The 20,810-nt window shown below is 73.0% G+C and carries 21 protein-coding genes; 5 read left to right on the top strand and 16 right to left on the bottom strand.

The window, feature by feature from the left end; genetic code table 11:
* Positions 1-45: 45 nt before the first annotated feature.
* The 4 genes from ACF0H8_RS10635 (at position 46) to ACF0H8_RS10620 (ending at position 4,636) form a co-directional block, all read left to right on the top strand.
* The gene (locus ACF0H8_RS10635) at positions 46-828 is read left to right on the top strand and encodes a c-type cytochrome (protein WP_395288900.1); all 783 of its coding nucleotides are present in this window, start codon (positions 46-48) and stop codon (positions 826-828) included.
* Positions 825-1,883, top strand: coding sequence for a Rieske 2Fe-2S domain-containing protein (locus ACF0H8_RS10630; RefSeq protein WP_395288899.1), 1,059 nt, complete (start codon positions 825-827; stop codon positions 1,881-1,883). Before ACF0H8_RS10635 ends, ACF0H8_RS10630 begins: the two co-directional genes overlap by 4 nt.
* 44 nt (positions 1,884-1,927) lie before the next feature.
* Complete coding sequence (locus ACF0H8_RS10625) at positions 1,928-3,649, top strand: cytochrome bc complex cytochrome b subunit (RefSeq protein WP_395290868.1); 1,722 nt, start codon at positions 1,928-1,930, stop codon at positions 3,647-3,649.
* 360 nt (positions 3,650-4,009) lie between these two features.
* Positions 4,010-4,636, top strand: a complete 627-nt coding sequence (locus ACF0H8_RS10620; RefSeq protein ID WP_395288898.1) for a superoxide dismutase — start codon at positions 4,010-4,012, stop codon at positions 4,634-4,636.
* A gap of 386 nt (positions 4,637-5,022) precedes the next feature.
* On the opposite strand, the gene ACF0H8_RS10615 is transcribed toward ACF0H8_RS10620, so the two are convergent.
* The 7 genes from ACF0H8_RS10615 to ACF0H8_RS10585 form a co-directional block, all read right to left on the bottom strand.
* Positions 5,023-5,490, bottom strand: coding sequence for a cytochrome c oxidase subunit 4 (locus tag ACF0H8_RS10615; RefSeq protein ID WP_395288897.1), 468 nt, complete (start codon positions 5,488-5,490; stop codon positions 5,023-5,025).
* A complete protein-coding gene (gene ctaD / locus ACF0H8_RS10610) occupies positions 5,487-7,259 on the bottom strand; it encodes a cytochrome c oxidase subunit I (protein WP_395288896.1) in 1,773 nt (590 codons plus the stop codon). The genes ACF0H8_RS10615 and ctaD overlap by 4 nt, the downstream gene beginning before the upstream one ends.
* The gene (gene coxB / locus ACF0H8_RS10605) at positions 7,259-8,164 is read right to left on the bottom strand and encodes a cytochrome c oxidase subunit II (protein ID WP_395288895.1); all 906 of its coding nucleotides are present in this window, start codon (positions 8,162-8,164) and stop codon (positions 7,259-7,261) included. The genes ctaD and coxB overlap by 1 nt, the downstream gene beginning before the upstream one ends.
* Before the next feature lie 337 nt (positions 8,165-8,501).
* Positions 8,502-9,467 carry an FKBP-type peptidyl-prolyl cis-trans isomerase gene (locus ACF0H8_RS10600; protein ID WP_395288894.1) on the bottom strand — a complete coding sequence of 322 codons (966 nt, stop codon included), beginning with the start codon at positions 9,465-9,467 and terminating at the stop codon, positions 8,502-8,504.
* Positions 9,468-9,579: 112 nt separating this feature from the next.
* Positions 9,580-9,930, bottom strand: coding sequence for an iron-sulfur cluster insertion protein ErpA (gene erpA, locus ACF0H8_RS10595; protein ID WP_395288893.1), 351 nt, complete (start codon positions 9,928-9,930; stop codon positions 9,580-9,582).
* 144 nt (positions 9,931-10,074) lie between these two features.
* Complete coding sequence (locus ACF0H8_RS10590) at positions 10,075-11,337, bottom strand: glycerate kinase (RefSeq protein WP_395288892.1); 1,263 nt, start codon at positions 11,335-11,337, stop codon at positions 10,075-10,077.
* 9 nt (positions 11,338-11,346) lie between these two features.
* Complete coding sequence (locus tag ACF0H8_RS10585) at positions 11,347-12,708, bottom strand: dipeptidase (protein ID WP_395288891.1); 1,362 nt, start codon at positions 12,706-12,708, stop codon at positions 11,347-11,349.
* A gap of 371 nt (positions 12,709-13,079) precedes the next feature.
* Between ACF0H8_RS10585 and ACF0H8_RS10580 the strand changes: the two genes are divergently transcribed.
* A complete protein-coding gene (locus tag ACF0H8_RS10580) occupies positions 13,080-13,661 on the top strand; it encodes a DUF3043 domain-containing protein (RefSeq protein WP_395288890.1) in 582 nt (193 codons plus the stop codon).
* 72 nt (positions 13,662-13,733) lie between these two features.
* Here the strand turns inward: ACF0H8_RS10580 and ACF0H8_RS10575 are convergent, their stop codons facing one another.
* From ACF0H8_RS10575 to ACF0H8_RS10535, 9 genes are all read right to left on the bottom strand, one after another.
* Entirely contained in the window at positions 13,734-14,786 is a 1,053-nt protein-coding gene (locus ACF0H8_RS10575) for a quinone-dependent dihydroorotate dehydrogenase (protein ID WP_395288889.1), read from the bottom strand.
* A 218-nt stretch (positions 14,787-15,004) separates the two neighbouring features.
* On the bottom strand, positions 15,005-15,526 hold the full coding sequence (locus ACF0H8_RS10570; protein WP_395290867.1) for a MerR family transcriptional regulator: 522 nt from the start codon (positions 15,524-15,526) through the stop codon (positions 15,005-15,007).
* A 396-nt stretch (positions 15,527-15,922) separates the two neighbouring features.
* On the bottom strand, positions 15,923-16,582 hold the full coding sequence (locus ACF0H8_RS10565) for a bifunctional nuclease family protein (RefSeq protein WP_395288888.1): 660 nt from the start codon (positions 16,580-16,582) through the stop codon (positions 15,923-15,925).
* A gap of 70 nt (positions 16,583-16,652) precedes the next feature.
* Positions 16,653-17,432 (bottom strand): MerR family transcriptional regulator, encoded by a 780-nt coding sequence (locus tag ACF0H8_RS10560; protein ID WP_395288887.1) that lies wholly within the window; start codon positions 17,430-17,432, stop codon positions 16,653-16,655.
* Positions 17,429-17,902 (bottom strand): FHA domain-containing protein, encoded by a 474-nt coding sequence (locus ACF0H8_RS10555; protein ID WP_395288886.1) that lies wholly within the window; start codon positions 17,900-17,902, stop codon positions 17,429-17,431. Before ACF0H8_RS10555 ends, ACF0H8_RS10560 begins: the two co-directional genes overlap by 4 nt.
* A gap of 107 nt (positions 17,903-18,009) precedes the next feature.
* On the bottom strand, positions 18,010-18,795 hold the full coding sequence (locus ACF0H8_RS10550) for a DUF881 domain-containing protein (RefSeq protein WP_395288885.1): 786 nt from the start codon (positions 18,793-18,795) through the stop codon (positions 18,010-18,012).
* 2 nt (positions 18,796-18,797) lie between these two features.
* On the bottom strand, positions 18,798-19,130 hold the full coding sequence (locus tag ACF0H8_RS10545) for a small basic family protein (RefSeq protein WP_395288884.1): 333 nt from the start codon (positions 19,128-19,130) through the stop codon (positions 18,798-18,800).
* Positions 19,130-20,089, bottom strand: a complete 960-nt coding sequence (locus ACF0H8_RS10540) for a DUF881 domain-containing protein (protein WP_395288883.1) — start codon at positions 20,087-20,089, stop codon at positions 19,130-19,132. Before ACF0H8_RS10540 ends, ACF0H8_RS10545 begins: the two co-directional genes overlap by 1 nt.
* Positions 20,086-20,700: a CDP-alcohol phosphatidyltransferase family protein gene (locus ACF0H8_RS10535; RefSeq protein WP_395288882.1), complete on the bottom strand. Its 615-nt coding sequence runs from the start codon at positions 20,698-20,700 to the stop codon at positions 20,086-20,088. The genes ACF0H8_RS10540 and ACF0H8_RS10535 overlap by 4 nt, the downstream gene beginning before the upstream one ends.
* Positions 20,701-20,810 lie beyond the last annotated feature (110 nt).

Below are 20,810 nucleotides of genomic sequence, written 5' to 3'. Positions count from 1 at the left end.
CCTCACCGACCTGCCCGCCCCCGACCCGAACGAGGAACCACCATCGTGAAGGCACTCGCCGCCAGCAGGAGGAGCCGGTACGCCCCGGCCCTCCTCGTGCTGCTCGCCCTGCTCCTGATCGGCGGCCTGTACGCCGCCCTCGCCCCGAAGCCCGCCACCGCGGCGACCACGGGCAACGCCCAGGACACCCAGCAGGGCAAGGAGCTCTTCCAGGCCAACTGCTCGACCTGCCACGGCCTGGACGCCCAGGGCACGGACATCGCCCCCTCGCTCATCGGCGTCGGCGCCGCCTCCGTGGACTTCCAGGTCTCCACCGGCCGGATGCCCATGGCGAACAACTCCCCGCAGGCCGAGGAGAAGCCCGCGCAGTTCAACACCGAGGAGATCACCCAGATGGCGGCGTACGTCGCCTCCCTCGGCCCCGGTCCCGCCATCCCCACCGCGGAGCAGGTCGACCCCGCCGGCGGCGACCCCGCCCGCGGCATGGAGCTCTTCCGCACCAACTGCGCCATGTGCCACAACGCCGTCGGCGCCGGCGGTGCGCTGAGCGAGGGCAAGTACGCCCCGTCCCTCGACGACTCCACGCCGACCGAGATCTACGAGGCCATGCTCACCGGCCCGCAGTCGATGCCCGTGTTCAACGAGGCCAACATCGACCCGCAGGGCAAGCAGGACATCATCGCCTTCCTGTACGAGCAGCGCGAGACCTCCCCCGGCGGCCTCAAGCTCGGCGCGCTCGGCCCCGTCGCCGAGTTCGTGTGGGCGTTTGTCATCGGCATCGGCGGGCTCATCGGCTTCGCCGTGTGGATCGGAGCGAAGTCCTCGTGAGCACCCTCGACCAGTACGACGCCACCGCCTCCCCCGAGGTGCCGGAGCGTTTCCCGAACCCCGGCCTGGAGCAGCACAAGCCCCGGCTGACCGACGTCGACCCGCGCGCCAACAAGCGCGCGGAGCGGATCGTCGTCCTGCTCTTCCTCGTCTCGGTGCTCGCGTCCGTCGCCGCGCTCGTGGCGTACTTCCTCATCCCGCTGGACGGCACGCTGTTCAACCTGCGGCTGTCCACCGCCGTGCTCGGCGCGGGCCTCGGCCTCGGCATGCTCGGCATCGGCATGGCCGCCATCCACTGGGCGAAGGCGCTGATGAACGACACGGTCCGGGTGGAGCTGCGCCACGCGCAGCGCCTGGACGACGAGGGCCGCCGCGTGGCCGCCCAGATGATGGTCGACGGCGTCAACGACTCCGGCATCGCCCGCCGGCCCGTCCTCAAGGGGGCGCTGGCCGGCGCCGCCGCCCTCGCGCCGCTGCCGATCCTCGTCCCGCTCGTGGGCAACCTCGGCGACGACTGGAACGTCTCGAAGTTCAGGCACACCATCTGGGGCGACACCCCCGAGGGCACCTTCGGCTCGCTGCCGGACGGCTCCGTGGGCCGCCGCCTGGCTCGTGACCCGGAGGACACCCCGATCAAGGCCTCCGACGTCACCATCGGCTCCGTCTTCCACGTCATCCCGCACGGGCTGACGGAGGAGGAGCACTACTACGAGGAGAAGGCGAAGGCCGTCGTCCTCCTGGTCCGCCTCGACCCGCGCGACCTGAAGGAGTCGCCGGAGAAGGCGGACTGGTCCTACGACGGCATCGTCGCGTACTCGAAGATCTGCACGCACGTCGGCTGCCCCGTGGCGCTGTACGAGCAGCAGACCCACCACCTGCTGTGCCCGTGCCACCAGTCGACGTTCGACATCGGCGACGAGGCGAAGGTCGTCTTCGGCCCCGCCAAGCGGCCCCTGCCGCAGCTGCCGATCACGGTGGACACCGAGGGCTACCTCGTCGCGCGCAGCGACTTTCGCGAGCCGATCGGCCCGAGCTTCTGGGAGCGTCTGAAGTGAGCACGTCCACCACCCGCGCGCGCGGGTACCAGCCCTCCAAGCCGATGGCGGCGACGGCGGACTACCTCGACACCCGGGTCTCCGCGGGCAAGGCGGTCAAGCTCCTCGCCCGCAAGATCTTCCCGGACCACTGGTCGTTCCTCCTCGGCGAGATCGCGCTGTGGAGCTTCGTCGTGCTGGTGCTGACCGGCATCTTCCTGACGATGTTCTTCGACCCGTCCATGGCGCACACGACCTACCCCGAGGACGCGCAGCCCGAGAGCATGCAGGGCGTCGCGATGTCCGAGGCGTTCGCGTCCACCGTCTACATGTCCTTCGAGGTCAAGGGCGGCCTCCTCATGCGGCAGATGCACCACTGGGCCGCGCTGGTCTTCATCGGCGGCGCCGTGGTGCACATGTTCCGCGTGTTCTTCACGGGCGCGTTCCGCAAGCCGCGCGAGCTCAACTGGCTGGTCGGCTTCTCGCTGCTGATCCTCGCGCTCCTGGCCGGCTTCTCCGGCTACTCGCTGCCCGACGACGTGCTCTCCGGCAACGGCCTGCGCATCGCCGACGGCGTGGCGAAGGCGATCCCGATCATCGGGTCCTACGCGAGCTACGGGCTCTTCGGCGGCGAGTTCCCCGGCACCGTCATCATCCCGCGGCTGTTCACCGTGCACATCCTGCTGATCCCCGGCCTGATCATCGCGCTGGTGACCGTGCACCTGATCCTCATGGTCGTGCACAAGCACACGCAGTACCCCGGGCCCGGGCACTCGAACAACAACGTGGTCGGCTACCCGGCGTTCCCGAACTACGTGGCCAAGATGGCCGGTTTCTTCTTCATCACCTTCGGCGTCCTCGCGCTGATGGGCGCGTTCCTCTCGATCAACGCGGTGTGGAACTACGGGCCGTACGACCCCTCCCCCGTCTCCGCGGGCGCCCAGCCCGACTGGTACATGCTCTTCATGGAGGGTGCGCTGCGCCTCATGCCGGGCTGGGAGGTCGTGATCGGCGGGTACACGCTCTCGCTGAACGTCCTCATCCCCGGGCTCGTGATCCCCGGCATCCTCTTCGGGCTGCTCGCCGTCTACCCGTTCATCGAGGCCTGGGCGACCAACGACAAGAAGGAGCACCACGTCCTCGACCGGCCGCGCAACGTCCCGGTCCGCACGGGGATCGGCGTCGCGATCGTCGTCGAGTTCCTGATCCTCGTGGCCGCGGGCTCGAACGACCTGATCGCCACGCACTTCGACCTGTCCATCAACGACATCACCTGGGCGTTCCGCATCCTGTTCTTCGTCGGGCCCGTCCTCGCGTTCGTCATCACCAAGCGCGTCTGCCTGGCGCTGCAGCGGCGTGACCGCGAGCTGGCCCTGCACGGGCACGAGACGGGCCGCGTGGTGCAGCTGCCCTCCGGCGCGTTCATGGAGGTCCACAAGCCGCTGGACGAGCACGAGCGGTGGGTGCTGGTCCAGCACGAGCCCAAGCGTCCGCTCGAGGTGGAGCCCGCGACCGACCGCAACGGCGTCGACCGTCCCGGCTACCGCAAGGACCTGATGCGGTACAAGCTCTCCCGGTTCTTCTACGAGGACCGCGTCGAGCCGGTGACCCCGGCGGAGCTCGTCTCGGTGGACCACCACGGCGAGATCGAGGGCGACGACGGCCCCGTCCACCCCGTCCGGGGCGGCGGCGTCGGTGTCGAGCTCGAGCCGTCGCACGGGCACCACGACCCCGGCGTGCCGGCCAGCAGCTCCGTGGCCACGCTCGCCAGGTCCCGGCAGGGCTGACCACCCCACCCTGGCGGCCGGGCTCCCTCGGGAGCCCGGCCGCTTCGTCGTCTGCGGGCTGCATCCGGGGCTCGCCGGGCTGTCGCGCCGCCCGCTCGCCCCGGCCGCGCCGTCGTCCCGCGCCCTGCCGCTGCGCCGTCGTCCCGCGCCCCGCCGCTGCGCCGTCGCGACCAGTTCCCCGTCTGCGCAGGTCACGACGTAGGGCGGCTATCGTCCGTAGTGCGGCCCGTGCACGTCTCACGGCGCGGACGCGCGGGAACAGAACCGGACCGCATAGGTTGTCCCATGTGACCGGGCTCGCTCCCGGGACGACAGAGCAATGCCGGTGCCAGGCACCGCTGACAAGCCAGGAGGACATTCATGGCCGTGTACACGCTCCCCGACCTTCCCTACGACTACAGCGCCCTCGAGCCGCACATCAGCGGCAAGATCATGGAGCTGCACCACGACAAGCACCACGCCACCTACGTCGACGGCGCGAACACCGCGCTGGAGAAGCTGGCCGGGGCCCGCGAGAACGGCGACCTCGCCGCCATCAACCTGTACGAGAAGAACCTCTCGTTCAACCTCGGCGGGCACATCAACCACACGATCTTCTGGAACAACCTCTCCCCCGAGGGCGGCGGCGAGCCCGAGGGCGAGGTCGCCGAGGCCATCAAGGACTCCTTCGGCGACTTCGAGAAGTTCAAGAACCACTTCAGCGCCAACGCCACGGCCATCCAGGGCTCCGGCTGGTCGGTGCTCGCCTACGACTCCGTCTCGGGCAGGCTCGTCATCTTCCAGATGTTCGACCAGCAGAACAACGTCCCGGTCGGCACCATCCCGCTGCTGCAGCTGGACATGTGGGAGCACGCCTTCTACCTCGACTACCTCAACGTCAAGGCCGACTACGTCAAGGCGTTCTGGAACATCGTCAACTGGCAGGACGTCGCCGCGCGCCTCTCCAAGGCGACCACGCAGGCGTCGGGCCTCATCGTCCCGGCCTGATCAGGCGCCACACGCGCCGCCCCCCGCCCCGTGAGGGGGGCGGGGGCCACCACAGGCTCGAAAGGCCCCCAGGATCGCTCCTGGGGGCCTTTTTCGCGCCCTCGGCAGGGCTGCGCGCCTACCCCGTCGCGACGGCGTCCGACGGCTGGAGGCGGGCGCGGGGTTGGCCGCCCGGGTCGGCGGGCCTGCGCGGTGCGCGGGTGTCGGTGCTCGCCTCACCGCCGGGCGCGTGCGGCGGTCGCCGGGAAGGCGCCGGGGCGGTGGCTCCGTCGATCCCGCGCGCCGCGGTCGCCAGGTGGCCGCCGCGCAGCGCGCACGGGGCCGCACATGGCAGGGGCCCCGGGCGCCTCTCGGCGGCCCGGGGCCCTCGCTCGCGATCTCTCAGGTCAGTGCGCGTGCTGCCCGCGGGAGAACTCGAAGAGCTGACCGGTCAGGCCGATCATGCTCACCACGGCGCCGATCCCGACGAGCCACCACCCGATGGCGACGCCGAAGAAGGCGATCGCGGCGCCGATGCCCAGCACGAGCGGCCACCAGCTGTGCGGGGAGAAGACGCCCACCTCCCCGGTGCGGTCCTCGATGTCGGCCGTGGGGTTGTCCTCGGGGCGCGGGTCGATTCGCCGGCTGGTGAGGATCAGGTAGCCGCCCGAGAGGGCGAACATGAGGCAGAGCAGGAACAGGCTGATGGTGCCCACGGACTCCCAGTCGCTCACCCATCCGTAGATGAGCGCGACGGGCAGGAAGAAGAGGATGCCCGCGGTGAACAGCACCGCCTCCACCCACATGGGCCTGGACTGCTTCTGCTCGGTGTGCCCGCCGGCGTGCTGCTGGCCGGTGTGCCGGTCGGCGTTCATCGCTGACTCCCCTCGTCACGGCGCTCGGCGCGCTGCTCGATGACCTGCTCGCGGCCGGTCGACTCCGGGCCCGCGTAGACCGACTCCAGGGCGTCCCTGTTGGGCTCGACGTGGTCGAGCGCGGCGACCTCGGGGTGATGCAGGTCGAACGCGGGACGCTCGGAGCGGATGCGGGGCAGGGACGTGAAGTTGTGCCGCGGCACCGGCGAGGCCGTCGCCCACTCCAGCGAGTTGCCGAAGCCCCACGGGTCGTCCACGAACACCGTCCGCGGACCGCGCATCGTCTTGTAGACGTTGTAGATGAACGGCAGCGTCGACGCGGCCAGGACGACCGAGCCCACCGTCGAGAACTGGTGGTAGAGCTGGAACCCGTCCTCGGGCAGGTAGTCCGGGTAGCGCCGGGGCATGCCCTGCGCGCCCAGCCAGTGCTGCACCAGGAACGTGGCGTGGAAGCCGATGAACAGCAGCCAGAACTGGATCTTGCCGATCTTCTCGTCGAGCATCCGCCCGGTCCACTTCGGCCACCAGAAGTAGAAACCCGCGTACATCGCGAACACCACGGTGCCGAAGACGACGTAGTGGAAGTGCGCGACGACGAAGTAGCTGTCGTGGACCTGGAAGTCCATCGCCGGGCTGGACAGGATGATGCCCGTCAGGCCGCCGAACAGGAACGTCACCAGGAAGCCCAGCGAGTACAGCATCGGCGTCTCGAAGGTGAGCTTGCCCCGCCACATCGTCCCGATCCAGTTGAAGAACTTCACGCCGGTGGGGACCGCGATGAGCATCGTCATCAGCGAGAAGAAGCTCAGCATCACGCCGCCGGTGGTGAACATGTGGTGCGCCCACACGGTCACGGACAGGGCGGCGATGGCGATCGTGGCGTAGACCAGGCCCTTGTAGCCGAAGATCGGCTTGCGGGAGAACACCGGGATGACCTCGGAGACGATGCCGAAGAACGGCAGCGCGATGATGTACACCTCGGGGTGGCCGAAGAACCAGAACAGGTGCTGCCACAGCAGCGCGCCGCCGGCCTCGGGATTGTAGATCTGCCCGCCCATGACGCGGTCGTACGCCAGGCCGAAGAGGGCCGCGGCGAGCACCGGGAACGCCATCAGCGCGAGGATCGACGTGATGAGGACGTTCCAGGTGAAGATCGGCATCCGGAACATCGTCATGCCGGGCGCACGCATGGTGATGATCGTGGCGATGAAGTTGACCGACCCGAAGATCGTGCCGAAGCCGGTCATCGCCAGGCCCAGGACCCACAGGTCACCGCCCAGCCCGGGCGAGAAGGTGGCGTTGGACAGCGGCGTGTAGGCCGTCCAGCCGAAGCTCGCCGCGCCCTTCGGGGTGAGGAAGCCGCCGACGGTGATGATGGCGCCGAACAGGTACAGCCAGTAGGCGAACATGTTCAGCCGCGGGAACGCCACGTCGGGCGCGCCGATCTGCAGCGGCACGAGGATGTTGCCGAACGCGGTGAACAGCGGCGTCGCGAACAGCAGCATCATGATCGTGCCGTGCATCGTGAAGAGCTGGTTGTACTGCTCCTTGGACTGGAGCAGCATGCCGGGCTCCCACAGCTCGGCGCGGATGAGCAGCGCCAGCACACCGCCGATGCAGAAGAAGACGAAGGCGGTGATCAGGTACATGTACCCGATCGTCTTGTGGTCGGTGGAGGTGATCCACGAGACGATCGTGCGGCCCAGCTTCTGCTTGTGCGGGCGCAGACCCGGGATCGTCTCGGGGGAAGATTCGAGGGTGGCTGCCATCACTCCTGGTTCCCTTCGTCGGCGGGCGTCTCGCCACCGACGTTGTAATTGCGGTTGAGCTCGGCGCCCAGGCGGCCGGTCTGGCCGGCGTCGCGCAGCTCGTCCATCTTCTGGTCGTAGGTGGCGCGGTCGACGACCTCGACGTTGAAGAGCATCTCGGCGTGGAACTCACCGCAGAGCTCGGCGCACTTGCCGGAGTAGACGCCCTCGCGCTGGGGCGTCACCTGGAAGGTGTTCGTCCGCCCGGGGATCGCGTCGACCTTGTAGAGGAAGGCGGGGATCCAGAACGAGTGCGCGACGTCGCGCGACTTCACCGTGAACTCGACCGTCTCGTCGACCGGGAGGTACAGGACGGGCAGCTGGTCCTCCACGCCCTCCTCGCCGGTGAGCGAGACGCGCTGACCGGTCAGGTGCACGTCCTCGGTGAGGTAGTTGAAGTCCCAGCTCCACTGCTTGCCGTAGACCTCGATCTCGACGTCGGGGTCGGCGGTGACGTCCTGGACCTCGCCCTGCACGCGGCTGGAGAAGAAGAACAGCGTCCCGACCATGAGGACCGGGATGACGGTGTACATCAGCTCCAGCGGCACGTGGTAGCGCAGCTGGACCGGCAGCCGGTCGTCGTTCTTCCGCTTGCGGTAGGCGATGACGCACCAGATCGTCAGACCCCACACGAGGACGCCGACGGCGAGCGCCGCGACCCAGGACCCGTTCCACAGGTCGATCATCCCGGCCGTCCGGTCGGTGATGCCCCGCTCGCTGGGCAGGAAGCCGACGTCGACACCCAGGCCCGGCTCGCTCGGAAACTGGTCCGCGGGCGCGCACGCGGCGGCGACGAGCGCCACCGCTGCTGCGAGGACGAGGGAGCGCACCGGGCGCCTGCCCTGGTGCTGAGACGGTGATCGCACGGGATCTGACCTTCCGACGCTGTGCTTGCTCTGGCGGGGGTGGTTCCGGAGCCGGCCACCCGCGCGCAACGGTGCGCGGGCACAGCAGGACCGGGACCAACGTCCCCGCCTCACAGTACCGGTGTTCTCGCTGCTCTCGCGTCCGCCACGGCGGTCCGGAACCGAGGACTTGACGGCTTGTCAGATCAGGACGGGCCGATTTGGTGGGGAATGTCCGGTTGCCGGCCGAGCCGTAACCTGGGAGCCACCGGGCTGGGTCAGGGACGCCGCGGCCCCGGCCGGCGGCCGGGGTACGGGCGCCGGCCGGGGCCGGGGCGGTTGGAGGAGGTGCGGGAGGTCAGGGGGCCGGCACGAAGCCGACGACGTCGACCACGGCGGCGAAGGCCGGCACCGCCTGCGTCGCCGCGGAGGCCTCCGCGGCGGGCAGCTGGAAGACCACGCGGGAGCCGACCGGCACGCCCGCCAGCTGGTCGAAGAGCCCGCCCTGGCCCATGCCGACGGCCCGCACGCCGTCGGTCTCCCAGGTCGAGGACTTCTGGCTGTTGTCCCACAGCGTCTCGGCGATCTGGACGATGACCGAGCCGCCCGCGTCGGCGGTCACCGGCTCCCCGGAGCCCGTCGCGATCACGGTGGTGCTCCGTTCCGTTGGCTCCGGCGCACCCTCCTCGACGGAGATCGTCGCGGGCGCACCGAGCTCACCCTCGACGGTGACCGGCAGGTCCGGCGCCGGGCTCGCCGGCGTGGCCCCGGCCTCGCCGGAGGCGTCGGGCGCGTAGGCGTCGATGACGTCGACGACGAACACCAGGTGGGAGCCGGCCGGGATGCCGCCGGTCTCCTGATCTCCGTAACCGAGGTCCGGCGGGATGGACAGCAGGACCCGGTCACCGACCTGCGTGCCGGTCAGACCCTGCTTCCAGCCCTGGATGACGCCGTTCAGGCTGAAGCCCGTCGGCGCGCCGCGCTCGAAGGAGCTGTCGAAGACGTCACCGTCCCAGACCTGGCCCTTGTAGTTTGCGACCACGAAGTCGTCGGCGCCGACCTCGCGCCCGTCGCCCTCCTGGAGCACCTCGACCTGCAGGTCGGCGGGCGCCCCGGTGCCGGGGAACTCGATGGTCGGCTCCTCCCCGAACGCGCCCTCGACTCCTGGCAGCTCCGTGCCGGCGGGGGTGGCCTCCGCCGAGGCGGACTCCTCCGCCGGGGCGGACTCCTGCGCCGCCGGCTCCTCCTCGCCGCCCGAGCAGGCGGCGAGGGTCAGGGCGGCGGCGACCGCCAGCGAGGTCAGGACGGTGGGACGACGGCGCACGATTCTCCAGTCGATGAGGGGCGGGACGTGCCCGGGCCCGGCCCGGACAGCACGACGGCCCCGTCCGGGGATGCCGGGTGGGGCCGCGTGCGGGTGACGGCGTGGCCGTCCGTCAGTGGAACGAGTCGCCGCAGGCGCAGGAGCCGGTGGCGTTGGGGTTGTCGATCGTGAAGCCCTGCTTCTCGATCGTGTCGGCGAAGTCGATGGTGGCGCCGTCGAGGTACGGCACGCTCATGCGGTCGACGACGACCTCCACGCCGGAGAAGTCACGCACGGCGTCCCCGTCGAGCAGGCGCTCGTCGAAGTAGAGCTGGTAGATCAGCCCGGAGCAGCCACCCGGCTGCACGGCCACGCGCAGGCGCAGGTCGTCGCGCCCCTCCTGCTCGAGCAGGGTCTTGACCTTGTTCGCCGCGACGTCGGTCAGCTCCACGCCGTGCGTCGCAACCTCGGTGGTCTCGCTCATAAGTCTCTCCGCTTCGTCTTCGGACGCTTCAACCAGGTAGAACCGCCCGGCGGGCGGGCTTGTTCCCGGGGCGTACGCCTTGCCGAGCAGGGTACGTCCTCACCCGGGGTCGGCGCACGGTGCTCCGGCGGCCGAGCCGGAGCCTCACGGCGACCAGGTGCGCGCCACCCGCCGGGCGCGCTCGGCGAGCTGGGCGCCGGCGCCAGGCGCGGCCGGCGGGACGACGGAGCCGTCCCGCCGCCGGGTGAGGACCTCGTACGTCCCGCTCACGCCGATCTGGGCCACCTCCCGGCGGCTGGTGTGCACCTCCTCCGCGACGACCACCACCGGCAGCCCCCGGGCCATGCCGAGCCGGCCGACGGTCGCGATCACGGAGCCGGTCAGGCTGGCGGCGTCGAGCACCCGACCTCCGGTGAGCACGAGGTCGGCGCGCTCGACGTGCGCCGCCAGGCCGACGGCGTCGGCGACGACGTCCGCGCCGGCCAGGGCGCGCGCCCCGAGCAGGCGCAGCGCGAAGGCCGCTCCCCCGCCGGCCCCGGTGCCGTCCTGCCTCGCCAGGCGGCCGGCACCGCCGTGCCGGTGTGCGCCGGGGGCGGCGGCTGCGAGGGCCAGCGTCGGGCGGCGCTCAGGGGCGGCGCGCTCCAGCCGCGCGGTCGCGTTCCCGAGGGCACGCTCGAGCCGCTGCGCCACCTCCGCCCCGACGGCGGGATCCTGGCCGAGCACCGCGCCGGCGCCGTGCAGCCCGAGGAGCGGGGCGTCCTCGGCCAGGGCCAGGACCACGTCCACCCCCTCCAGCGCGGCGGCGGCGGGCCGGACCACCGCGGCGTCGGCGTCGGTCAGCTCGCCCAGCCCCAGGCCGCCCGTCAGCAGGGGCCCGCCCCCCGCGTCGGCCCCCGCGGCGGCGCGGCGCGACCCGGCGTCGGGCCCGGCGCCCACGGCACCCCCCGCGGCGGCGAGCGCGGCGAGCAGGCCGGCCCCGCCGTCGTGCACGACGGCCGGGCCGAGCCCGACGACGACGCGGCCGGCGCCGGAGCGCACGGCGACGCCGAGCAGCTCGCCGAGCCCCGCCGACGTGCCCGACGTCGCGGCCGTGAGCCGGTCGGCCGCCGGCACGAGCTGCGTGCCGAGCACCTGCTCGGCCTCGACGTACGCGGTCCCACCTCCGGGCCCGGGCACGTGCAGCACCGCCGCGGGCACCGACGCGCCGAGCGGCCCGGTGACCGTGGCGGGCACGAGCTCGCCGCCGCGGACGGCGGCCACGACCTCGAGGAGGCCGGCCGAGCCGTCGGACATCGGCACGGCCACCACCTCGTCCCCGGGCGCGCCCTCGCCCCACCCCTGCGAGAGCGCGCGCGCCGCCTCCACGGCCGTCAGGGTGCCGGAGTAGCGGTCGGGCGCGACGAGCACGCGCACTTCTCAGACCTGCCTGCCCAGGCGCGCCAGCAGCAGCGCCTCCGCCAGCACCACCCTCTCCAGCTCGCCGAGGTGGACCGACTCGTCCTCGCTGTGCGCGCGGGAGTCCGGGTCCTCCACGCCGGTGACGAGGATCCTCGCCCCGGGAAAGACCTCCTGGAGCTCGGAGATGAAGGGGATGGAGCCGCCGACACCGATGTCCACCGGCTGACGGCCCCACGCCTGGGTGAACGCCCACCGCGCCGACCGCATCTCCTCGGTGTCCTCGGCCGCGTCGAAGGGCTTTCCCCGTTCCCCCGGCGCCACGGTGACCTGCGCCCCGAACGGGGCGTGGGTGAGCAGGTGCTCGTGGAGCCCGCGCTCGGCCTCCTCGGGGTCCTGCCCGGGCGCGATGCGCATGGACAGCTTCGCCCGGGCGGCGGGGGCGATGGTGTTGGAGGACCTCTCCACGGTCGTGGCGTCCAGGCCGATGACGGAGATCGCCGGCTTCGTCCACAGCCGCGCCGCGAGCGGGCCGGTGCCGGCGAGCCGGTAGCCCTCGACCACCGAGGCGTCGGCGCGCAGCTCCTGCTCGGAGTAGTCCACGTCCGCCTCGTCGCGGGACACGAGCCCGGCGACCGCGACGTTGCCGTCGTCGTCGTGCAGCGTGGCGATCAGGCGTGCGAGCACGGTCACCGCGTCCAGGACGGGGCCGCCGTACATGCCCGAGTGCACCGCGTGCCCCAGGACGCGGACCTCGACCACGCAGTCGACGAGCCCGCGCAGCGACGTCGTCAGCGCGGGGATGCCGACCTTCCAGTTGTTGGAGTCCGCCACGACGATGACGTCGGCGGCCAGGCGGTCGCGGTAGGCGTGCAGGAACGGCAGGAAGGTCGGCGAGCCGATCTCCTCCTCGCCCTCGACGAAGACGGTGACCGAGACGCCGAGCTCCTCGCCGAGCACCCGCAGGGCGCCGACGTGGGCCATGATCCCGGCCTTGTCGTCGGCGGCGCCACGGCCGTACAGCCGCTCCCCGCGCTGGACGGGCTCGAAGGGGTCCGAGGTCCACCCGGACGCCTCGCCCGGCGGCTGCACGTCGTGGTGCGCGTACAGCAGCACCGTGGGGGCGCCGTCGGGCCCCGCGCGGTGCGCGACGACGGCGGGCCGGCCCCTCTCGCCGCCGGGCAGCTCGACCTCGAGCACGTCCGCCGCGTCCATGCCGGCCCCGCGCAGGAGGGCGGCGACCGCCTCGGCGCTGGCGCGCACGTGCGCCTGGTCGAACGCGGGGGCGGAGACGCTGGGGATGCGGACGAGGTCCTCGAGGTCGGCCCGCACCCGGGGGAACGCCTCGCGGGTGCGGCGGGCAAGATCGTCGACGGTGATCACGCGCCGAGGTTACTGCCCGGCGCCGCGGGGACCGTGCCGCGGCCTGGGCCCGCGGGCCCGACGACGTCACCGGGCCTGACCACGTCCGCACGGCCAGGCGGGCCTTCGCCGTCATGCCGGCCTCCCAGGCGAGGACCGTCCCGGGGTCGGCCGCCAGCGCACGGCGTCCACCGACAGCACGGACGAGGCGACGAGGCTGAGACCGGGTGACTTCGTGGCTGAGGATGGGCGTCGACCACGCGGCGGTGGCGGTGTGGTTCGTGCTGCTGGCGGCCGCGATCCTGCTGAAGGACCAGGCAGAGCTCTTCCGCTGACGAGCGCGGGGCAAGACCCGCGCACCCGCCAGGGCCGGAGGCGACTACCCTGCTGGGGTGATCGGACGCCGCAGCACGCCCCCCGCCGAGCCCGAGCCCCCCGTCGAGGAGGTGCGCGGCGGCAAGGGCCGCCCCACCCCCAAGCGCAAGGTCGCCGAGGCCCGGAACCGCCGCCCGCTCGTGCCCGACGACCGCAAGGAGGCCAAGCGGCGCGCCCGCGAGGCCCGCAACGAGGCCTACGCGCGCCAGCGTCGCGCCATGGCGACCGGCGACGAGCGGTACCTGCCGGCGCGCGACAAGGGCCCCGTCCGGCGGTACGTGCGGGACTACGTCGACGCCCGCTGGTCCGTGGCGGAGTTCTTCATGCCCGTCGCGCTGCTGATGATCGTCGTCATGTTCTTCGCCGGGTCCGTGCCCGAGCTGGCCACCGTCGTCGTGTTCGGCATGTACGCCGTGCTGTTCGTGGCGATCATCGACTCGCTCATCATGGTCTTCCTCCTCAAGCGGCGGCTGCGGAAGAAGTTCGACGAGCAGGACATCCCGGGCTGGACGGGGTTCTACGCCTTCAGCCGCAGCTTCTACTGGCGGCGGCTGCGCCAGCCCAAGCCCCAGGTGAAGCGCGGCCAGTTCCCGTCCTGACGCCCCGGGCTCGCCGGACCCCGGGGGCTCGGCGAGCCCGGGCGGGCGCCGGGCGCCGGCGTCGCGTCCTGATCAGCGCGTGGGCGCCCCGGCACGCCCCGCGGCCAGCGCCCTGTTGATCCGCCCCGGCCACGCCGGGCCCTGGTAGATGAACGCGGTGTAGGCCTGCAGCAGGTCGGCGCCGGCGTCCAGCATGGCCTCGGCGTCGGCCACGGAGGAGATCCCGCCGACGCCGATGATGACCGGCTCCTCCCCCAGCCGTTCCCGGAGCCGGCGAACGACGGCGAGCGACCGCTCCCGCAACGGCTCGCCGGACAGGCCACCGGGCCCGAGGTCGTGACCGATGGTGGTGTTGGTGGCCACCACCCCGGCCAGGCCCAGCTCGAGCGCGAGCTCGGCGACGGCGTCGACGTCGGCTTCGGCGAGGTCAGGGGCGATCTTCACCAGCAGCGGCACGCGCCGCCCGGCCGCGCCGTCGGCCGCCCGCTGGACCGCGGCGAGGATGGGCCGCAGCGCGTCCACGGCCTGCAGGTCGCGCAGCCCGGGGGTGTTGGGCGAGGACACGTTCACGACGAGGTAGTCCGCCCAGCGCGCGACCTCGCGGGCGGAGGTCTCGTAGTCTCCGACGGCGTCGGCGAGCGGGGTGACCTTGCTCTTGCCGATGTTGGCGCCGACGACGACGGAGCGGCCCCGCCTGCCGGCGCGCAGGCGGCGCAGCTGCTCGCCGGCGGCCGCCGCCCCGCGGTTGTTGAAGCCCATCCGGTTGCGCAGCGCCCGCATCTCGGGGTGGCGCCAGAGCCGCGGCGTCTCGTTGCCGGGCTGCGCGCGGGCGGTCACCGTCCCGACCTCCACGAAGCCGAAGCCGAGCATGTCCATGCCCAGCACGGTGTCGGCGTCCTTGTCCATGCCCGCCGCGAGGCCGAGGAGGCCCGGGACGGGGCGGGCGAACGGGCCCGCCTCGGCGACCGCCGTCACCGGGCGCGCGGGCCGCCGTCCCAGCGTCGCGCGGACCGCGTGCGAGAGCCCCGGGACCCGGCTCACCGTGCGGATCAGGCCCATCGCCAGATGGTGCGCCGTCTCGGGGTCCAGGCGCACGGCAACGGTGCGGAAGAGGAGGGGGTACACGCCGCGAGCGTACCCGCGAGCCCTGGGCGCTCGGCGAACCGTCCACCGCTGGGCTGCCGCCCGAGGGTGAACCCGTAGGAGGCTGCGGACAGCCGTGGCCGTCGCGCGGCCGCGGCAGGAACCGGGCGGCACGACGCCGGTCCCGGGGCGCGCCCGCCTGCGGCAGGGGTCGAGCAGCACGAGACCCCGGCCGCCGGCCGGGGTCTGGCGGGTGAAGATCAGCCGGCGGAGCGGGCCGCGCGCCGGCGCGCCAGCTCGTCCTCCACAGCGAGGGTCTCCTCGTCGTGGGCGCGCTCGGTGGGGAGCTGGGCGAGCTCTCCCTCGACCTCGCGCCACACGCGGCCGACGGCGATGCCGAAGACGCCCTGGCCGCCCTGCACCAGGTCGATGACCTCGTCGGCCGACGTGCACTCGTACACGGAGGCGCCGTCGCTCATGAGCGTGATCTGCGCCAGGTCCTCGACGCCGCGCTCGTGCAGGTGGGTGATCGCCGCGCGGATCTGCTGGAGGGAGACACCGGTGTCGAGCAACCGCTTGACCACCTTGAGCACCAGGATGTCGCGGAAGCTGTACAGGCGCTGGCTCCCCGAACCCTTGGCGCCCCGGATGCTGGGCTCCACCAGGCCGGTGCGGGCCCAGTAGTCCAGCTGGCGGTAGGTGATCCCGGCGGCGCGGCACGCGGTGGGCCCGCGGTAACCCGTGTCCTGGTCGAGGTCGGGCAGGGTGTCCCCGAAGAGCATGCCCTGGGCGCGCTGGGGGACCCCGGGGACGGCGCCGGCCGTCGCATCAGTGCCGCTCACAGGGTTCTCCGTTTCGTCTGCGTGTCCCTCGAAGGCCGCGTTACGGTCGAGGATACTGCTGTGTCGCTGTCCTGAGGCACACGCTAGGACCCCGCCGGGGGCAGGTCAACGAGGCTGGCCGCGCGCCGCACCGGCGTGTCGGAGTCGGCGTGTCTAACCCTCGACCTGAACGTGAGGTTTGTCGCGCCCGTCGGCCGTCGGTGACCGCGGGAGTCGTGCGCGACCTGGCTCGCCCGAAGGGGCTCAGCGCCTCCCGCAACGCGCCGGCGCAGCTCCCCGCGTCGCTCGGCTTGGCCGCGCCGTGCTCGCGCGGCTCGCCCAGACGGCGGCCGGCGCTCAGCGGCCGGCGGGCCCCTCGGGCTCCTCGGGCCCCTCCTCGGGCGGGGCGTTCTCGGCGTCCGCTCCCCCGGCCCGGTGCTTCGGGCCCCGGCCCCCGGCCGGGCCACCGCCACCGGTCTCGCCCTTGCCCGGGTCCTCGAAGTCCTCCGGCTCGACGCCCTCCAGGAAGACGCGGAACTCCTCCAGCACCTCCGGTGCCGCCTCGCCCGCGGCCGCCTGCGCGGCGCGCGCGGCCTCGCCGACCTCGCTCGCGTCCAGCCCGGCGTCCTCGATGGGCACCCCCGCCAGGGCGAGCAGGCTCTCGTCGCACAGCACCGGGCAGTGCGCACGGAGCGCGACGGCGATGGCGTCGGACGGGCGGGCGTCGACCACGCGGCCGCCGTCGAGCACCAGCTCGGCGTGGAAGATCCCGTGCAGCACGTGGGTGACCCGCACCTCGGTCACCCGCACGCCGAGCTTGTCCAGGATGGAGACGAGCAGGTCGTGGGTCAGCGGCCGCGGCGGGACGAGACCCGCCTGGGCGGACGCGATCGCCGCGCCCTCGCGCGGGCCGATGACGATGGGCAGCACGAGGTCGCCCCCGGGCTCGCCGAGCACGACCACGACCTCGTTGCCGGGAACGCTCACCCGGACACCGAGCACCACCATCTCCCGCATGCGGCAACGGTACGTCGCTCGCGGGTCCGCCGCGCCCGGAACCGGCGCGGCCGTCATCGGCCGGAACGCCTCAGCCCAGCTGCTCGACGGCGGTGCGCAGCAGCTCCGCGTGCAGCCTCGAGTACAGCTCCGCGAGCTCGGCCGCCTGGGCCGCGCCACGCTCCCGCGCGGCCCCGGTGCGCTGGGCCCGCAGGGGCGCGACGACCTGGTCGATGACGTCGGCCTGCCGCTCGGCGTTCGTGCGTACCGTGCGCAGGTGTCGCGGGCTGATGCCGTGCCGGCCCAGCGCCAGCGCGGCATGGGCCACCTGGACGGCGCGGCCGGGGAAGCGCCCGCGGGAGTCGGCCAGGATGAGCCCCGCCTGGGCCATCTCGTCCAGCTCGGCCTCCGTGGCCCCGGTGAGCTCGCGGATCTCGGCGGCGCTGACGCGCGCCCCGGCGGCCGGGGCGACGAGCTCGCCGTCCCGGGTGACCACCCGCGCGTGCGACGGCTGCTCGACGGCGCGGCCGGCGTCGAGGTCCGCAAGCTGTTCACGGATGACCCGCAGCGGCAGGTAGCTGTCCCGCTGCGCGGTGAGGGCGAACCGGATGCGCTCGGCGTCGGCGCGCGAGTACATGCGGTACCCCGAGCCCGTGCGCCGCGGGGTCACCAGCCCCTGCTCCTCCAGGAAGCGCAGCTTGGAGATCGTCACGGCGGGGAACTCGGGCTTGAGCACGGCGAGCACCGCCCCGATGCTCATCGAGGGCTCGTGCGAGACGCCCGGGGGCCACGAGAGCCCCTCCGGGGCGCCCTGCCCCTTGGCCGGCCGCCCGGCGTCCGCATCCTCCGCCCGTTCGGCGGCCGGGCTCACCGGGCGTCCGCGGCCGCGGCGCCGGCACCGCGCTGGGGGCTGGGGTGGTAGGTGAGCCGGTACTTGCCGATCTGTACCTCGTCCCCGGCCTTGAGCGGCACCGAGTCGATGCGCTCCCGGTTGACGTAGGTGCCGTTGAGGCTGCCGACGTCCCGCACGGCGAAGCCGCCCTCGACCGCCAGGAACTCGGCGTGCTTGCGGGAGACGGTCACGTCGTCGAGAAAGATGTCCGAGCTGGGGTGCCGGCCGGCGGTGGTCCGCTCGGAGTCGAGCAGGAAGCGCGCGCCCGCATTCGGGCCGCGCTGCACGATGAGCAGGGCGGACGACGGCGGGAGGGCCTCGACGGCCGCTGCGTCGTCGACGCTGATCCCCTGGACGGCGGCCTCGGACTCGACGTCGTACCCGATGGCACCGAACCGGGCGGTGCTGGTGATGTCGGGGCGGTCGGGCTGGTCCGGGGTGCTGGTCATCTGCCTGCCTCCTGGGGTTCGCGCGGGTGTCGGGCGGTCGCCGTCGCCCGGTGTGCTGGGTCCACTCTAGAGGTCGGTGCCCAGGTAGGGGCACCGTCCGCTTCTCCTCACCCCTCGTCACCGGGGGCCACGGGCTCCGCGTACCGGGGTTCCTCGAGCCGGCGCACCGAGGTGATCTCCAGATCCTCGCGCTGCTCGAGCTCGTCCTCACCGCCGGCGTTGCGCACCGACGCCAGCGCCCCGCCCGGGATGCCGAGGGCGACCGCCATGTCCTCCGGCCCACCGATGGCCTTCCACTCGTACGGCGGGGAGACCGGCGTGCCGTCGACGACGACGCCGTCGACGTCGTCGTCCAGGATCCAGCTGCTGGCCGTGAGCCGCTGCCCGTTGAGCTCGATCGCCTCGGCCCCCGCGTTGCGGAGCTCCTCGAGGATCTTCACCAGGATCTGCGCGCGAACACCCCCCTCGGGGTCCTCGATCGTGAGGACGACGCCGGGCCCGGTCACCGGCAGGGTGCCGGCCAGCACACCCTGCACCTGCGCCTGCGCCTCCGCGGCCTCCTGCGCCGCCCGGCGGGAGCTCGAGCTGGACCGCAGCCCGGCCAGCTGCTCGCGCAGCTGCTCCTGCTCGTCGTCGAGCTCGGCGTTGCGCCGGGTGAGCTCGTCGAGGAGCCGGACCAGGTCGTCCTGGCGCATGCCGGCCAGCACGTCGGTCTGGGTCTGGCGCACCTGCGTCGCGATGCCGAAGCCCAGCACCGCGCACAGCACGGCGGCCACCACCTGGGTGCGGGTCAGCCTAGGGACCCACCAGCCGCGCCGCTCGCCTCCGCCTGCGCCTCCGGCACCGCCGGTGGCCGTGGCGGTCGGCCGCTCGCCCGTCGCCTTCTCGTCCATCGTCACGCCTTGAACACGTGCCGCCGGATGGCGGCGGCGTTGGAGAAGATCCTGATGCCCAGGACGACGACGACGGCGGTGGTGAGCTGGGAGCCGACGCCGAGCTGGTCGCCGAGGAAGACGATGAAGGCGGCGACGACCACGTTGAACACGAACGACGTGACGAACACCCGGTCGCTGAACACCCCGTCCAGGCGGGCGCGGACGGCGCCGAAGAGCGCGTCCAGCGCCGCGATCAGCGCGATCGGCAGGTACGGCTGCAGCCACAGCGGCACGGTGGGGTCGAGCGCGACACCGGCCACGACCCCGATCACCAGGCCGACAACCGCCAGCATCAGCTCACCTCTCCGTCCGGCCCGCCGGTACCCGTGTCCCGGTCGGCCTCCGAATCTTCCACACCGGCGGACTCCTCCGCCACATCGTCCTGCCCCGCCGGCCGCGCGAAGTGCAGGGTCCGCTCGCCGTCGCCGGGCAGCACGAGCTCGTCCTCCTGCCGCACGTCGATCGTGATGTCGTAGGTGTCGCGCAGCACGTTGAGGTGGCTGGCGGCCGCCGTCCGGGACAGGTTGGTCTGCAGCTCCACCGGGTCGCCGATCACCTCGACGACGTACGGGGAGACGACCGGCTGAAGGTTGACGAGGATCGCCTGGCCGGCCGAGCGGATCGCGCTGGTGGCGCTGAGCCGCTGCCCGTCGACAGCGATCGCCTCGGCGCCCGAGGCCCACAGCCCGTTCACCAGCACCTGCAGGTCGACGTCCTGGACCCGCTCCTCCTCGCTCCCGGGCTGCCCCGCCTGGGCGGCGGCCGAGTCGGTGAGCTCGATGGCCAGCCCCTCCCCCCGCACGCGGGACGTCCCGGACGCGACGCCGAGATGACGGAGCCGCTCGACGAGGTCCTCGTCCACACCGGCGAGCGCGTCGTCCCGGAGGGACTCGATCTCGCGCATGGCCGCCTCGTTCTGCGCCGCCAGGGCGTCCCCCTCGGCCCTCCGCTCGTCGATCTGCTCCACCAGCAGGGCGCGCGCGCCGGTGGGCTGCTGCGCCGGCCGGAGCTCGCGCGCCGACCACACCGCCCCGGCGGCGATCACGGCGCAGGCGGCGACCAGCAGCGCCTTGCGCCACCACGGCAGCGCGGAGGTGGCCACGACGCCCTCCCGGGCGGCGGTGGCGCCGTAGCCGGCGTCGAGCGGGTTCTCGAGCATCTCGCGCAGCAGCGACATGGACTCGTCGGGCCGGCGCGGGTGCTGGTCCGGCCGGGTCGGGGGCGCGCTGGGCGCGTGGTCGCGCGTCGTCATCGCAGCTGGGCGGGGCGTCGGTCCTGCCGGACGATGCGGACCACCTGCTCCAGGTAGAGGACGGCGGCGAACCAGTACAGGCCCATGCCCCACAGGGCGCTGGCCCACCCGAAGGTCCAGGCGACCGTCCCGACGGCGCCGGGGACGTTCGCGAGCAGCAGCAGCGGGAAGGCGTACATGAGCGCGAACGTGCCGGTCTTGCCCGCCAGGTGCACCGGCAGCGGCCCATAGCCGTGCCGGTCCAGGATCGGCAGCATCGCGGCCAGGACGACGTCGCGCGCGGCGATGACGGCCACGAGCCACCACGGCACCAGCTCGCGCCAGGCCAGCCCGACCAGCGACACGAAGATGTACAGGCGGTCGGCGGCGGGGTCCAGGAGCTGGCCGAGCCGGCTCATCTGGTTGAAGCGCCGGGCGATGACGCCGTCGAACCAGTCACTCGCCCCCGCGAGCACGAGGACGACGAGCGCGGCGGCGTCGCGGCCCGTGAAGATCAGCACGCCGAACACGGGGACGAGCAGCAGCCGGAGCCCGGAGATCACGTTGGGCAGGGTCCAGATCCGCGACGACGCCGCGGACGGCGCTCCGCCGTCCTCGGAATGCGTGCTCACCGGCTCAGCGTACGCACCGCCGCGCCCGCGGCGGGTCCACCCGGTGCCGCCGGGCGTGCGCGGGTCCACGCCGCCGGGCGTGCACGGGTCCACGCCGCCGGGCGTGCGCG

It is taken from the genome of Georgenia sp. AZ-5 (assembly GCF_043952095.1).
GTDB lineage: Bacteria > Actinomycetota > Actinomycetes > Actinomycetales > Actinomycetaceae > Georgenia.
Note: the sequence above shows the minus strand (reverse complement) of the source record. Positions and strands in the feature narration are given on the sequence as shown.